This is a genomic window from Lysinibacillus sp. AR18-8 (genome assembly GCF_001705465.1).
Lineage (GTDB): Bacteria > Bacillota > Bacilli > Bacillales_A > Planococcaceae > Lysinibacillus > Lysinibacillus capsici.
On sequence record NZ_MDGU01000019.1, the window covers coordinates 48,404 to 63,954 of the forward strand.

The following is a 15,551-nucleotide window of genomic DNA, read 5'->3' on the forward strand; positions in this document are numbered from 1 at the left end:
CTCCTTTCAATTATCCTACTGTTTAGCCATAAGCTCCGTATATTTTGCTGCATCTTTTGCATCCATTTTTTCTAAAATAGCTGCTAATTTATCTGGCTTTAAATTCGTTAAAATCCGCAGTGCTTCTGTATCACTCATATTGATTAACACAGGTGCCGCAGCTTTCGGCGACATCTTATCAAATGTTGATAAAATATCGTTAAAGTCACGCTTCACATCATCTTGTTCACGATTTAGTTTTTCAATTTCAAATTGAAGCTGTTCCTTTTCTGTCAGCAGCTTCTCTTTTTCAGTTATTGTTGAATCTAATTTTTTTTGAAGCTGGGTAATCTCTGCTTCTTTTTCTTGTACCTCTGCCTGTAAACTCACTATTTTAGAGTCGTTATTAACGACAGCATCCTTTGCTTGTTGTTCTTCTGAGGGAATAAAAGGTAAACTACCAATTGCCTTTTTTCCTAAATCAAAGACATTTGTATTCATTAAAGTTGCCACAACAAGCAAAACCGCTACTACAAACATAATCGGCAGTACAATCCAAGTAAAAAACTTAAGAAAGCCCCCAGATTTTTTCTTTGGTTGCTCTTCTACTAACTCTGTTGCTAATCGATTGTCTTTCTTTGCCATGAAATCACCTGATTTCTTTCTTGTTATACGTTTGTAATGAAATTTCATCTAAAAAAAGGCTTTCTATACGATCTTGCTCTTGTTGGAAATGCTTAAAATCCTTTTCTCTCATTTTTTCAAATTTACGTACTTCCAAGTTTTTTTCTAATAGTTTTTCTTCGTGCCAATTCATCTTTGCACGAGCTTGTATCACTTTCTGTTGTACATCTGCAATTGTTTTTTCGAGACTATCAATGAAACGACTATAATGATGAATTTCATCTATGGATGAACCAACCATTAAACGCTCCTGCTGAAATGCAATTAAATCTTCTTTCTTTTTTAGCAAGTCATATAATTTTGTTGCTATTTCTTCAAAAGAACGGACAGATTCCTTATAAGCCATTTCGGTTTCGTTTTTTTCTTGTTCGCGAATAGTTAACACTTTTTCAAAACGATACACATAACTGACCATCTATTTCGCACCACCGTTCGATAATGTTATTAACTCATTGACACTTTCTTCTAGTGTCACTTTATCTAAGTAACCCTGTTTAAGATAAGCAGTAATGAGCGGTTCATAATGAATTGCTTCATCAATTTCTTTAGAGGTTCCTCTTTTATAAGCACCAATATTGATCAAATCCTCTGATTTGTCGTAAGTATAATAGAGTTCTCTTAATCGTTCAGCAGCTTTCTTATGAGTTGGCTCTGCAACATGATTCATCAAACGACTCACACTTTTCAAGACGTTTATGGCTGGATATTGCCCCTTGTTGGCAAGATTTCGATCCAATACAATATGACCATCTAATATCCCTCGCACAGTATCCGCAATTGGTTCATTCATATCGTCACCATCTACTAAAACAGTATAGAATGCTGTTATAGAACCCTTTTCATTGGTGCCTGTACGTTCTAGTAATTTAGGCAATATCGCAAAAACAGAAGGCGTATAACCTTTTTGTGCTGGTGGTTCTCCTGTGGCAAGTCCAATTTCACGTTGTGCCATAGCCACACGTGTCACGGAATCCATCATCAGCATGACATTTAAGCCTCGATTTCTAAAATATTCGGCGATTGCTGTAGCTGTAAATGCCCCTTTAATCCGCATTAATGCTGGTTGATCAGATGTGGCTGCAACAACAATCGATCGACTTAAGCCCTCAGCACCCAAATCACGTTCGATGAATTCCCGAACCTCACGACCACGCTCACCTATTAGCGCAATAACATTCAAATCTGCTTGTGTATTTCTTGCGATCATACCAAGTAAAGTACTTTTACCTACCCCAGAACCAGCGAAAATACCAACACGTTGTCCATTTCCAACTGTTAGCATACCGTCAATAGCCTTGACTCCCACTTCAAGCCTTTCATTAATTGGTGGACGAGTTAGTGGGTTTGGTGGATCTTGTTCTGTAGGGACTGTCATGAGACCTTTAGGTAATAGAGTGCCATCAATTGGATTCCCCATAGAATCCAATACTTTGCCGATTAACTCAGGACCCACTTTTACTTCCAGTGGAGCTCCCGTTCCTTCAACAAGGCAGCCAATAGATATTTCACGTAAGGAGGTAAAAGGCATCAAGACGACTATTTCATCTTTAAAACCAACGACCTCTGCTAAAATAATCTGGTGACCATGATTTACAGTTTCCACATGAATTTTACAGACATCACCTATAGAACTATCTGGACCTTGCGACTCAATCATTAAGCCAACAACTCTAGTAACCCTACCGAACTTTTTAAAAGTTGGGATATGCGGAATTTGTTCAATTAATTGAGCCGCTTTCATCAAGATCATTCCTTACTCTCTAATATTTCATGTAACTTTAATCTGAGAGCATTTAATTGCTCATCGATGCTAACCATAATTCTTCCATGATTTGTTTCAATATAGCAATCTGTCTCATTATCCAAATCTTCATTAACAAAAATCATTAATGGTACGTCTATTGGGAACATTTCTGCTAATTCATCTCGGTTGGTCGTAATTAAAGCATAATAAGCTGGCGAAACATAAATTTTAATTTCCTTCATTTCTCTTGCTTCTTTTAGCCCTCTACGCACAATCGATACAAATAGTTCGTTATCCTGTTCTAACGAAGTACCAATAATTCTTTCTGCAGCAGTTAAACCTAACTCTAAAATTACCGCTTCTTGATCTTCAATATATTTTTGAGCATTTTCTTTCGCTAACATCATTATTTCGTTCGCTGTTTGAAGTGACTGAGCCATTGCTTCAGTGGCCTTATTCATACCATCTTCATAGCCTTGTCCAAATCCCTCATCATAAGCTTCTTGAACACGATTGGGTCTCTCTTCCTCCCAATTTAGCTTTAAATGTTCAATTTCTTGAAAGTGCCTATGCTTTTCCTGTTCAAACATCTCTCGTTCAGCTTGCAAAGCAGTTCTAGCTTCAGTAAGTAAACGATCTCGCTCTGCCACGACTTCATCCAACGTTAATTGATGCTGAGGAGGTCCTTCTTCTTGGTATTCTTCCATCGCTTCAAACATATCACGGATTTGTATTTCTTTGACATTATCGCTATCAGACTTAGTGTAAATAGAACGGATGATTCTAGACAATGACGTCATCTCCTCCACCACGAGCAATAATAATCTCTCCAGCATCCTCTAGACGACGAATAACAGCAACAATTCGAGATTGTGCCTCCTCTACGTCACGTAAACGTACAGGTCCCATAATTTCCATTTCTTCTTTAAATGTTTCAGCCATACGTTGTGACATATTGCGGAATATAATATCTTTTACCTCTTCACTTGATACCTTCATTGAAAGCAGTAAGTCTTCGTTTTCACAATCACGAATAACACGCTGAATGGAACGATTGTCGAGTGTAACAATATCCTCGAACACAAACATACGTTTTTTGATTTCCTCTGCAAGTTCTGGGTCTTGTATTTCCAGTGCATCGAGTATTGTTTTTTCTGTTTGTCGATCTACTCCATTTAAAACTTCAACAACTGCATCAATACCACCAGTTTCTGTATAATCCTGCGTAACGGTTGATGATAATTTACGTTCTAACACAGATTCAATTTCGCTAATCACTTCTGGTGAAGTCGATTCCATGACCGCTATACGTTTAGCAATGTCAGCTTGTACTTCCTGTGGTAAAGAAGATAAAATAACCCCCGCTTGCCCTGCCTCTAAATAAGAGAGGATTAGGGCAATTGTTTGAGGATGTTCATTTTGGATAAAGTTAAAAATTTGCGCTGGATCAGCTCTTCTAGCAAAATCAAACGGGCGTACTTGTAATGAAGATGTTAGTCGATTAATGATTGTTTGTGCTTGTTCTACGCCAAGTGCTTTTTCTAATACTGTTTTTGCATAGCCAATACCACCTTGTGTGATATAGTCCTGCGCGAGTGCAATATTGTGAAATTCTTCAATAATCTCTTCTTTTACATTTGATTCTACTTTTTTAACACTTGAAATTTCTAATGTTAAACGTTCAATTTCTTCCTCTGTTAAGTGCTTATAGACAGAAGCTGAAACTTCAGGCCCTAATGAAATTAACAAGAGAGCGGCCTTTTGTTTTCCGGTTAATTCTTTATCTTTCTTGGACACAGCCGAACCTCCTAGTTAGTCTTCAGCAATCCAACTACGCAGTAACTTTGCAAAATCGTCTGGCTTTTCTTTGGCCATTTTTTCTAGCTGCTTACGACGCATTGTAGCTTCCGTTTCAATTTCTTCATTAATATCTTCAACCATTAATTCTTCTTGTTCTTCTAGGATACTTAACTCTTCCTCTTCCTTCGCACGTTTACGTGAACGGATAATGAAGAATGCTAGTAATAAGATAACAGCTAACAAAATACCTCCGATAACCCAAACCCACCATGGAATGATTTGTTTTTCATCAGCTACCTCTGTTGCCTTACCGTATAATGGTTGTACAGATACCGCCACTTTTTCATCGATCTGCTCTTGAGTAAGTTCTGCTGCTACGTCTTTGGAAATTGTTGTACGTACAATTGTACTTAAAATTTTCTCAATATCTTCTCGAACACCGTCTGGTAATGACGCTGCGTCAGTTGCTGTCGGTGGTTCAACAATTACTTGTATCCCAATATCCTGAATTTTATAAGGAGCTTCTTGAATATCCTTACGTATACGGTTCACATCATTATTAATCGTTTCTTCCGTACGTTCGTAATCACCATTTCCTGCTGTACCTTCATTATAAGTTGTGAAGTTATCAGTAGTTGTTTCAGCTTCAGGTGTTCCAGCAGCGGCAGCTGCTCCTGTACCAGAATATTGCTCTGTAATTCGCTGAGCACTTATGGCAATACCTTCCATATTTTCTTCATCAACAGGTGTCACAAGATTTTCTTCTCGATTTTCTTTCTTGAAATCAATATCCGTTGTGACAGAAACCATTACTTTATCTTGTCCCATCAACGTTCCAAGCATATTTTGTACTTGACGTTGTAGATCTCGTTCTACCAATTTCTTCATTTGTAATTGGCCTTCAGCTGTTGTTGTGGAAGTACCATCAGCTGTTGCTGCATTCAGATCAAAGTACTCTGAAAATTGGTTAGAGATCACGATATTTTCAGTCTTTAAATTCGGAATACTTTTTGACACTAAATTGTACATTGTAGTTATTTGCTGTTCCGTAAATTTATAGCCAGGATCAGTATTTAAAACGATAGATGCTGTTGCCTCTCCTTGAACATCCGTTACGAATACACCTTCCTCAGGAACAGTAATCATCACTTTTGCATCTTTTACACCTTCCAGATTTTTGAAAAGTTTAGCAATTTCAGTTTCAGTAGCTGCTTTTTTTAATAGGTTAAATTCATTATCAGTCATACCAAATCCTGAACTATTAGCAAATGAGTAATCGATTGATCCTGTTTGTGGATATCCCTCTGAAGCTAATTGCACTAATAAGGAGTCAACTTGCTCTTCTGGCACTAAAATAGATGTTCCACCTGGAGCAATTTGATAGGTCACACCTTGGGAATCTAGCGCTTCCTTTACCTGTCCAATTTCCCGTGTTGATAAATCTTTATAAAGTGGAACATATGTAGTTTTGGAAGCAAAAAATGTCACAATTGCTGCTAGTGCGATTACAACTACCACGGAGCCAATCATAACTATTTTTTGCTTTTTACTTCGACTTGTCCAAAATTGACTGGTGTCGTTTTTTATTTTTGTCAATCGTTCATTCATTATGAATCCTCCGGTTATAGTGAATAACCTAGCCATCAATAATTTGCGAACATAATGAGCCACTCTGATTTGTGGTTGTTAATTTATATTGAAAAGAGGTTTCTTATCTTTACAATAAAATTAAACACTCATGCGCATTATTTCTTGGTAAGCTTCAATCACCTTATTGCGAACTTCAATTGTTGCGTTTAGGGTAATGCTTGCCTTTTGCGAAGCAATCATCACTTCATGCAACTCCACATCTTCACCTTTAATTAGCTTCTGAGTAAATTTATCAGAAGTTATTTGTTGATCATTTACTTTTGCAATTGCTTCTTTTAACGAGTTCGCGAAGCTTTGTTGCGCTTCATAAGGTGTAGCATTCAGTTTATTCGTGTTATTTACAACCTGAGTAGGTGTCATTAGCGAAATGGACGAAATGGCCATGTATGTATCTTCCTTTCTACTTAAATTTATTTACCTATCTCTAAAGCCTTTGTAAGCATGGATTTATTCGCATTAAATACAGTTATATTCGCCTCATAAGAACGAGTAGCCGACATTAAATCAACCATTTCTTTTAATGGATCGACGTTAGGCATGTTTACATAACCATCTGCATTCGCATCTGGATGAGTTGGGTCATATACAAGTTTGAAAGGTGTTTCTTGATCTTCTGAGATTCGAGTAATTTTCACACCATTACCAACACCACTTTTTGCATTTTTACCTAGTGCTATATTCAAAAAATTAGAAAATTGTCCTTCTTGAGCTGACAGCGTCACGGACTTACGTCGATATGGTTCCCATTCCCCATTCACTTGACGAGCGCGAGTTGTATCCATGTTAGCCATATTAGAAGAAATAACGTCCATACGTAAACGCTGCGCTGTTAATGCGGAGGCAGTGGTATTCATCCCATGAAAAATAGACATCTATTACTTACCTCCTTTAATAACAGTATTCAATGTGTTTAATTTCCCATTAACACGATCGATTAGAGCATTATAATAAATTTGATTCTCTGCTAATTTCGCTTGCTCAGCATCCATATCTACAGCATTGCCATTGTTTCTATATCGCAAGTTCTCAACAATATTGACACCTGGTGTAGATTGTCGAAACGTGAAATCATAATGTCTATTATCAGTGCGGTATGCAGAAATAGCTATGCTCTTCTGCTCTTCCAACATATCCTTAAAACTAACATTTTTCGCCTTATAATTAGGTGTATCGACATTCGCGATATTATTTGCGATTGTTTTATGATTTAAAGTGGCATAGGAAAGTCCATTTTCCAGGCTACTAATAGTTCCTCCAAATAAATTCAAAACTGTTCACCTCATTTTATTTAAAATCTATGTACTTGTTAATTTATCCAATAATACAATTGTAATTAAGATGATACCTAGTGTCTATTGTCTTTTGTCACTTTTTAATAGTCTATACGCCCTATTTTTTCTCCCTCTCAACCATGACAAAACTTCCCCATCCTTTGCGTCTCTAGGCTTCAGTAAAGATTAATAATCATCTAGTTATTTTACACCATTTCGACAGTGTTTACGATTTTATTGTGAAAAATGCCTTTTTATGAGGTTTATCGCCTTTTTTAATCCTTTTAAATAAAGGTCCCTTTTTACTAGTTTAATCACTATGGGAGTATTTTTTATACAGTGACTATAAGTTTATTCACCATTATTCAAAAGTAACATATCAGCATTTTTTATATGCTAATTGTAGTGACAAATTATCGAACATTTTTAGGATAAAAGCAACGAAATCCATGTTTTTATATTAATTCTCTAAAAAACAAATGCCCTAAAATTTCGAAAATACACAAAAAAGCGTCTATATTTACCATAGACACCATCATTGTTTTGAAAAACAATACATTTTATGAAAGATGAAAACGGCTTTCATTCCACACTACCTGCTTGCCACTATACTTCTCTCTCACTCAGTTTAAAGTACAAAACTACCGCTCTGTTTAAGGTCTCCCCTTTCTCACAGGGGAATCAATTAGCCTTCTACTCCACCGTTCTACATTAAAAGCAAAAATTACAATCACTAGTCTTAAAAGTCACTTTTCCTCATGTTCGACTAACGGATTCATTGTACGCTCCTCTGGATTGGACGATGACGAAACCTAAAGCACCCCTCACCTTTCTAAAAGGTCTTTTTCAATATTATCTTTTTCAACAACATAAAAAGCGTCTATGTTTACCATAGACGCTTTCATTAGCTTATTAAAAGAAGTATTTATTTCATTTTAATTTCTGCTAAAGCATTTAAGAATTTATCGTTTAGTACTTTAATATAAGTACCTTTCATACCTAAAGAGCGAGATTCAATGACACCTGCTGATTCAAGTTTACGTAATGCGTTTACGATCACCGAGCGTGTAATACCCACTCGATCAGCAATTTTAGAAGCAACTAGTAAGCCTTCATTACCATCAAGTTCTTCGAAAATGTGTTCAATTGCCTCTAACTCACTGTACGAAAGTGAATTAATAGCCATTTGCACGACAGCTTTGCTACGAGCTTCTTCTTCAATTTCTTCCGACTTTTCACGTAAAATTTCCATACCAACCACTGTTGCACCATACTCAGCTAAAATTAGATCATCATCTTCAAATTGTGAAGATAAACGAGCAAGGATTAATGTTCCTAAACGCTCACCACCACCAACGATTGGTACAATTGTTGTTAAAGCATTTTGGAATAAATCTTTATTTTCTACCGGGAAAGCAGTATGTTCATTATTAATATCTAAATTTGATGATGTTTCAGAGATCGTAAATAAGCTATGTGTGTATTCTTCTGGGAACTGTCTCTCTTCGAACATTTTTTTCATACGTTCATTTTCAATTTGTTGGTGAATTGAAATACCTAATAATTTACCTTTACGACTTAAAATATAGACATTACTATCGATAATATCGCCTAATGTATCGGCCATTTCCTTAAAGTTTACTGGCTTACCAGCAGAAGCTTGAAGCATCGAGTTAATTTTACGTGTTTTTTCTAATAAATTCATTATATGTTCCTCCTATAAATAATCCGAAGAGTATTTACTAAATATTCTAAAGGTTTTTATTATTGAATGATACTAATCAGCTTTATCTTACAGTATAAACTGTGACAAATCTTTGTTTTTTACTATTCCCGCAAGTTTTTGATCCACATACGCCGCATTGATTGGGATACTGGCAGGCGCAATTTCAGATGCCTCAAACGATAGTTCTTCCAGTAAACGTTCTAATATCGTGTGTAAACGACGAGCTCCGATATTGTCTGTTTCCTGATTCACTTCAGTTGCTATCTCAGCAATTCGTTCAATAGCATCTGTCGTGAAATGAATTTCTACGCCTTCTGTCTCTAAAAGTGCTTTATATTGCAAAATTAATGATTGATCTGGTTCTTGTAAAATACGAACAAAATCCTGTTTTGTTAATTTTTCTAGCTCTACTCGAATTGGGAAACGGCCTTGTAACTCGGGAATTAGGTCTGATGGTTTTGACATATGAAATGCCCCAGCAGCAACAAACAGCATATAATCCGTTTTCACTGCACCATACTTTGTTGTAACCGTAGAACCTTCTACAATTGGTAAAATGTCACGTTGAACTCCTTCACGGGAGACATTCGCCGAAGTATTTCCTTCTTTACTAGCAATTTTATCGATTTCGTCAATAAAAATGATACCCGTTTGCTCAGCTCTATTAATGGCTTCCTGTGCTACTTCATCAGCATCTATCAGCTTATTTGCTTCTTCTATTGTTAAAATACGACGCGCGTCTTTTACTTGCACACGGCGTTTTTTCTGTTTTTTAGGCATTAAACTAGAGAGCATATCCTGCATACCACTATTCGCAGACATATCCATCCCAGTTCCTTGTAACGCATCAAAAATGGATGGATTTTGTTCTGTTACCTCTACAGTAACCCACTCATTTTCTAACTTACCATTGCGTAAATCAATGGCAATTTGAGCACGCTTCGAGCGAACTTCTCCATCATCTGCTGATGAATCATCATTTGTTGGTTGTTCTTTCCCACCAAATAGCATTTCAAACGGATTTTGCATCGCCTGTTTTTTACGTAAAGAAGGCACCAAAAGTTTCACGATTGCTTCATTTGCTAATTCTTCTGCTTGTTCCTTGACAGACTCCATCATTTCTTCTTTAACTAGACGGTGAGAAGCTTCTACCAAGTCACGGACCATTGATTCAACATCTCTACCCACATAGCCTACTTCGGTAAACTTTGTCGCTTCAACTTTTACAAAAGGTGCATTGGTAAGCTTTGCAATCCTTCTGGCTATTTCTGTTTTGCCGACACCAGTTGGCCCAATCATCAAAATATTTTTTGGAATAACTTCAGCCTTCATATCTTCATTTAACAACGAACGACGATAGCGGTTTCGTAACGCAATTGCTACTGCTCGCTTAGCTTCATTCTGCCCAACAATGTAACGATCTAAATGCTCAGTAATTTGTCTTGGCGTTAAATTTTTTTGTGTCATTAGTTCAGCGCCTCCACGATAATATTATGATTTGTAAATACACAGATTTCAGCAGCTGTTTCTAATGCCGCTTCAGCTATTTCACGAGCAGTCATTGTTTCACCTGCATATTTTTTTAATGCTCTACCTGCAGACAATGCATAATTGCCTCCAGAGCCAATGGCCAAAATGCCATCATCAGGTTCAATCACTTCTCCTGTACCCGAAACGAGTAATAAAGTCGTTTTATCCATTACTAGTAGCATTGCTTCTAGCTGGCGCAGCATTTTATCACCACGCCATTGCTTCGCTACCTCAACGGCTGCCCGTTGCAAATTACCGTTATACTCATTTAATTTGCCTTCAAACATTTCAAAAAGTGTAAAGGCATCAGCAACTGAACCTGCAAAACCAGCGAGGACCTGCCCATTAAACAGACGTCTGACCTTCCTTGCTGTACCCTTCATCACAACTGCATTTCCCAATGTTACTTGACCATCACCAGCCATAGCACAGCCTCCGTTATGATGAACCGCAAATATCGTTGTTGCATGAATTTGTCCCATCTGCCTTCCTCCTTAGCTCTATTATGCCCTTGGATGAGCATTCATATATGTTTGACGAAGATGCTCTTTTGTTACATGTGTGTAAACTTGTGTAGAAGATAAATGTGAGTGACCTAATAACTCCTGCACCGTCCGTAAATCTGCGCCATTATTCAATAAATGAGTAGCAAAAGTATGGCGAAGCATGTGTGGGTAAATTTTCGTATGGAGTGAGGCCTTATCAATCATTTCGTTTAAAATATGACGTACCCCTCTAGGAGTAAGTTCCCCACCACGCATATTGACAAACAACTGCAGATGATTCGTTTTTTTCATCAATCGTGGACGAGCTTGCTCTATGTAGTCCTGCATTGCTAAACTCGCAAATTGACCAAATGGAATGATTCGTTCTTTTCGACCTTTTCCCATTACTCGTATAATCGAATAATGAAAATCTACATCCTCTACTTGAATTGAAGTCAGTTCACTCACACGAATACCTGTTGCATATAACAGCTCTAATATAGCTATATTTCTTAATGATTTCAAATCATCACCAGTATTCGCATCAAATAACTGTTTCAATTCCTCTTCGTAGAAAAAATTAGGTAAACGTGATTCTTTTTTTGGATGATAAAGCGAACGAAAGGCTCCGTCATCTAATCCGTACTGTCTATTTAGAAAGCGAAAAAAGGAGCGTATTGAGGAAATTTTCCTTGAAATAGAAGCCCTTGCCCTTTTCTCATCGTACAACTTTGTTACATAAAGACGTGCATGTATATATTCAACACTTGCTAAATCATCGATTCCCTCCGTTTGTAAAAAGGTTAAAAAATCTAGCAGGTCTGATTCATATTCTCGCACTGTATGAACAGAGAAGTTCTTTTCAACTTGGATGTAAAGCATGAACTGTTCGAGTGCATCTTGGGACGAAACTAACACAGAAAGATTCACCACCAATAATTTATTAATAATTTTCTTAAATGACTGACACTTGTAATATAACGGATATACAATCCTTTGTCATCTCTTACAAGTTTGTATCGTTTTCCTGATCATTAATAAACATACATATTGACACTAAACCTATCTTCATAATATAGCAAGTGTAAATAGTTATATTTTGAGAAAAACTCCATACAAAATAATAAAATACGTCTAATTAAGCATTTTGTCTACAAAAAGAAAAAGCCTCTAAGAGTATAACAACTTTTAGAGGCTTTTGGCAATTAAATTGTTTGTGAATTCACAAAATTTCGAATTGTGCTTATTGCGCGTGTTGCATGCATTTCCGCACGCTCTGGCTTAGAACGACGCCCAGGTGGTAAGTCAGGGAAGATGCCGAAGTTTACATTCATAGGCTGGAAGTTTTTCGACTGTGCTTCTGTTATATAACGCGCCATGCTTCCTAATGCCGTTTCGAATGGGAAAATAATTGGTTCTTGTCCTAATGCTAAACGAGCTGCATTTATTCCTGCAATTAATCCACTACCTGCTGATTCAACATAGCCTTCTACACCAGTCATCTGACCTGCAAAGAAAATATTCTTTTGCTCACGAAGTTGATATGTTTTTTCTAAAACTTTCGGTGAATTAATGAAGGTGTTTCTGTGCATGACGCCATAGCGAACAATTTCTACATTTTCTAACCCAGGAATGAGCTGTAGCACTTCCTTTTGTGGCCCCCATTTTAAATGCGTTTGGAAGCCTACAATGTTGTAAAGCGTGCCTGCTGCATCGTCTTGACGAAGTTGAACAACTGCATATGGACGTTTTCCTGTTTTTGGATCCTCAAGACCTACTGGCTTCATCGGACCAAATAACATAGTTTTCTCTCCACGAGCTGCCATGACTTCAATTGGCATACAACCTTCAAAGTAAATTTCTTTTTCAAATTCCTTCAATGGTACAACTTCAGCTTCGATTAATGCTTGGCGGAAACGATCGAATTCTTCCTTTGTCATAGGACAGTTTAAATAAGCCGCTTCCCCTTTATCATAACGAGATTTTAAATAAACTTTATTCATATCAATACTATCTTTTTCGATAATAGGTGCTGCTGCATCGTAAAAGTATAAATAATCTAAACCCGTTAAACCTTGAATTTTTTCAGCTAAAGCTTTTGAAGTTAATGGTCCTGTTGCAATAACTGTAATACCTTCTGGAATTTCTGTGACTTCTTCATGAATAACCTCCACTAGTGGATGGTTTTTCACAGTTTCAGTTACATACCCTGCAAATTCGTGACGATCTACTGCTAAGGCACCTCCAGCAGGTACTGAACATTGGTCTGCTGCCTTTAAGATAACAGAATCTAACATACGCATTTCTTCTTTTATAACGCCTACAGCATTTGTTAACCCGTTTGCCCGCAATGAGTTAGAACAAACAAGCTCAGCAAATTTATCAGTATGGTGCGCTGGTGTCTGCTTTACTGGACGCATTTCATAAAGTTTAACTTTTATACCCCGCTTAGCAATTTGCCAAGCTGCCTCACTACCTGCCAGCCCTGCTCCAATTACATTTACTACTTGTTCAGTCATGTTTCTTACCATCTTCCTATCATTGAGTTGGTGCTTCTTCATAGTCACACTTCGTACATTGAATTTGCACACCTTTTTTTATCTTTTTCTCTACTAATAATGCACTACATTTTGGACATGGTCTATTAATCGGCTTGTCCCATGAGACAAATTCACATTCAGGATACTGATTGCAACCATAGAATAGACGCTTTGTTTTACTTTTTCGCTCCACAATCTCGCCCGTTTCACAGGAAGGACATTTCACACCAATAGGCTTCATAATCGCTTTTGTATTTCTACAATCTGGGAAATTAGAACAAGCCATAAATTTGCCATATCGTCCAAGCTTAAAGACCATTGGAGATCCACAAAGCTCACAGTCTTCTCCTGCAGGCTCATCTTTAATGACAACCTTTTCCATAGCTTCATCCGCATGTTTTACATGGACTTCAAAGTCTTTGTAAAATTCCTCCACAACTTTTTTCCATTGTCGATTGCCTTCTTCAATATCATCTAAATCTTGTTCCATTTGTGCTGTGAATTCGATGTTTATGATATCTGGGAAAAATTCTAGTACGAGTTGGTGTACGATCTCTCCTAGCTCTGTTGGCATAAAGCGTTTAGCATCTAATACAACATAGCCACGGCGCTGAATTGTATCGAGGGTCGGTGCATATGTGGACGGGCGCCCAATTCCTAGTTCTTCCATTGTTTTAACAAGTCGCGCCTCAGAATAACGTGGTGGTGGCTGTGTAAAATGTTGTTTAGGCTCGATTTCAAGCGATTTTACTTGATCACCAATTTCCATCTCAGGTAAAAGTTTTGTCGTCTCTTCAGTTTGATCATCAGTACCTTCAATATATAGTTTCATAAAGCCTGCGAATTTAACTTGTGAGCCATTTGCACGGAATAAAACATCACCATTTTGAAGATCTACAGCTACAGTATCAAGTACTGCCGGTGCCATTTGACTCGCAATAAAGCGCTCCCAAATTAAGCGATATAAGCGTAACTGATCACGGCTAAGTACCGCCTTTAATTCATCTGGTGTCCGCATTGTACTTGTTGGACGTATTGCTTCGTGCGCATCCTGTGCATTTGAAGCTTTCTTTGTTTGTTTTATTTCTGTTGCAATGTATTCTTTTCCATATTTACCCTCAATGTACGTAACCGCTTCTGCTTTTGCCGTATCAGAAATACGTGTGGAATCGGTACGCATATAAGTAATTAACCCGACTGTCCCCTCTTTTTTTCCAATATCTATACCTTCGTATAATTGCTGAGCTAGCATCATGGTCTTCTTAGCACGGAAATTTAATTTTCGTGCAGCTTCTTGCTGTAAAGATGATGTTGTAAAGGCTGGTGCAGCATTACGCTTACGTTCCTTTTTCGTTACATTGACAACATCAAAGTTTGTTCCTTTAACATCTTTTAAGATTGCCTTTACTTGTGCTTCATTTGTTAATTTTATTTTGTCTTTACCATTTCCATAGTAAAGGGCATCAAATGATTTTTTTCCCTTTTCAAACGTTCCTTCAATTGTCCAATATTCTTCAGGTTGGAAGTTTTTAATTTCATTTTCACGATCAATGATCATGCGTAGTGCTACAGATTGTACCCGACCCGCTGATAAACCTTTTTTTACCTTTTTCCATAGAATTGGGCTAATGTTATAGCCAACAAGTCGATCCAATATACGTCTTGTTTGCTGCGCATCTACTAAATCCATGTTAATTGGACGTGGGTTTTTAAAAGACTCTATAATTGCATCTTTAGTAATTTCATTAAATACAACACGACAATCTGAGTGAATATCAATATTTAATGCAGTCGCAAGGTGCCAAGCAATTGCTTCTCCCTCGCGGTCTGGATCGGCCGCTAGATAAACTTTCTTTACTTTTTTAGCAGCAGACTTTAATTCCTGTAACACAGGTCCTTTACCACGTATCGTAATATATTTAGGCTCGAAATTATTTTCCGCGCTAACGCCCATCTGACTACGTGGAAGATCCCGTACGTGTCCAACCGACGCTTTCACTTTATATTTCTTTCCTAAATACCGTTCAATTGTTTTTGCTTTTGCTGGTGATTCTACAATCACTAAATAATCCGCCATCTATGTCTCCCCCTTAGCGAGGTCTATTACTAATTTTTTAAGTTACCTGTTGCAAAATGTATAAC

15 protein-coding genes are annotated in these 15,551 nt (G+C 37.3%); all 15 read right to left on the reverse strand.

Translation table 11 applies throughout. The annotated features are described in order from the left end of the window. Window positions 1–15: 15 nt before the first annotated feature. The 15 genes from BFM98_RS15255 to topA all read right to left on the reverse strand — a co-directional run bounded on the left by BFM98_RS15255 (window position 16) and on the right by topA (window position 15,486). Complete coding sequence (locus BFM98_RS15255) at window positions 16–624, reverse strand: MotE family protein (RefSeq protein ID WP_009371153.1); 609 nt, start codon at window positions 622–624, stop codon at window positions 16–18. Between the two features lie 4 nt (window positions 625–628). Further along, window positions 629–1,078 (reverse strand): flagellar export protein FliJ, encoded by a 450-nt coding sequence (fliJ, locus tag BFM98_RS15260; protein ID WP_048391613.1) that lies wholly within the window; start codon window positions 1,076–1,078, stop codon window positions 629–631. Continuing rightward, window positions 1,079–2,404, reverse strand: coding sequence for a flagellar protein export ATPase FliI (gene fliI / locus BFM98_RS15265; RefSeq protein ID WP_066037836.1), 1,326 nt, complete (start codon window positions 2,402–2,404; stop codon window positions 1,079–1,081). Window positions 2,405–2,409: 5 nt separating this feature from the next. Next, window positions 2,410–3,198, reverse strand: a complete 789-nt coding sequence (fliH, locus tag BFM98_RS15270; protein WP_066037815.1) for a flagellar assembly protein FliH — start codon at window positions 3,196–3,198, stop codon at window positions 2,410–2,412. Continuing rightward, a complete protein-coding gene (fliG, locus tag BFM98_RS15275; RefSeq protein ID WP_008180783.1) occupies window positions 3,191–4,204 on the reverse strand; it encodes a flagellar motor switch protein FliG in 1,014 nt (337 codons plus the stop codon). Before fliG ends, fliH begins: the two co-directional genes overlap by 8 nt. Before the next feature lie 15 nt (window positions 4,205–4,219). Beyond that, on the reverse strand, window positions 4,220–5,815 hold the full coding sequence (fliF, locus tag BFM98_RS15280) for a flagellar basal-body MS-ring/collar protein FliF (protein ID WP_066037816.1): 1,596 nt from the start codon (window positions 5,813–5,815) through the stop codon (window positions 4,220–4,222). A 120-nt stretch (window positions 5,816–5,935) separates the two neighbouring features. After that, complete coding sequence (gene fliE, locus BFM98_RS15285; RefSeq protein ID WP_004269303.1) at window positions 5,936–6,241, reverse strand: flagellar hook-basal body complex protein FliE; 306 nt, start codon at window positions 6,239–6,241, stop codon at window positions 5,936–5,938. Window positions 6,242–6,267: 26 nt separating this feature from the next. Beyond that, complete coding sequence (flgC, locus tag BFM98_RS15290) at window positions 6,268–6,729, reverse strand: flagellar basal body rod protein FlgC (RefSeq protein ID WP_054550512.1); 462 nt, start codon at window positions 6,727–6,729, stop codon at window positions 6,268–6,270. 3 nt (window positions 6,730–6,732) lie between these two features. Next, on the reverse strand, window positions 6,733–7,125 hold the full coding sequence (flgB, locus tag BFM98_RS15295; protein WP_048391621.1) for a flagellar basal body rod protein FlgB: 393 nt from the start codon (window positions 7,123–7,125) through the stop codon (window positions 6,733–6,735). 928 nt (window positions 7,126–8,053) lie between these two features. Beyond that, window positions 8,054–8,833, reverse strand: coding sequence for a GTP-sensing pleiotropic transcriptional regulator CodY (gene codY / locus BFM98_RS15300; protein ID WP_004229266.1), 780 nt, complete (start codon window positions 8,831–8,833; stop codon window positions 8,054–8,056). A gap of 87 nt (window positions 8,834–8,920) precedes the next feature. Then, the gene (gene hslU / locus BFM98_RS15305; protein ID WP_004229268.1) at window positions 8,921–10,321 is read right to left on the reverse strand and encodes an ATP-dependent protease ATPase subunit HslU; all 1,401 of its coding nucleotides are present in this window, start codon (window positions 10,319–10,321) and stop codon (window positions 8,921–8,923) included. Beyond that, window positions 10,321–10,866 carry an ATP-dependent protease subunit HslV gene (gene hslV / locus BFM98_RS15310; RefSeq protein ID WP_004229270.1) on the reverse strand — a complete coding sequence of 182 codons (546 nt, stop codon included), beginning with the start codon at window positions 10,864–10,866 and terminating at the stop codon, window positions 10,321–10,323. Before hslV ends, hslU begins: the two co-directional genes overlap by 1 nt. Before the next feature lie 21 nt (window positions 10,867–10,887). Continuing rightward, entirely contained in the window at window positions 10,888–11,787 is a 900-nt protein-coding gene (xerC, locus tag BFM98_RS15315) for a tyrosine recombinase XerC (RefSeq protein ID WP_004229272.1), read from the reverse strand. Between the two features lie 287 nt (window positions 11,788–12,074). Further along, the gene (gene trmFO, locus BFM98_RS15320) at window positions 12,075–13,388 is read right to left on the reverse strand and encodes an FADH(2)-oxidizing methylenetetrahydrofolate--tRNA-(uracil(54)-C(5))-methyltransferase TrmFO (protein ID WP_016994086.1); all 1,314 of its coding nucleotides are present in this window, start codon (window positions 13,386–13,388) and stop codon (window positions 12,075–12,077) included. Window positions 13,389–13,407: 19 nt separating this feature from the next. After that, on the reverse strand, window positions 13,408–15,486 hold the full coding sequence (gene topA / locus BFM98_RS15325; protein ID WP_016994084.1) for a type I DNA topoisomerase: 2,079 nt from the start codon (window positions 15,484–15,486) through the stop codon (window positions 13,408–13,410). Window positions 15,487–15,551: the final 65 nt, after the last annotated feature.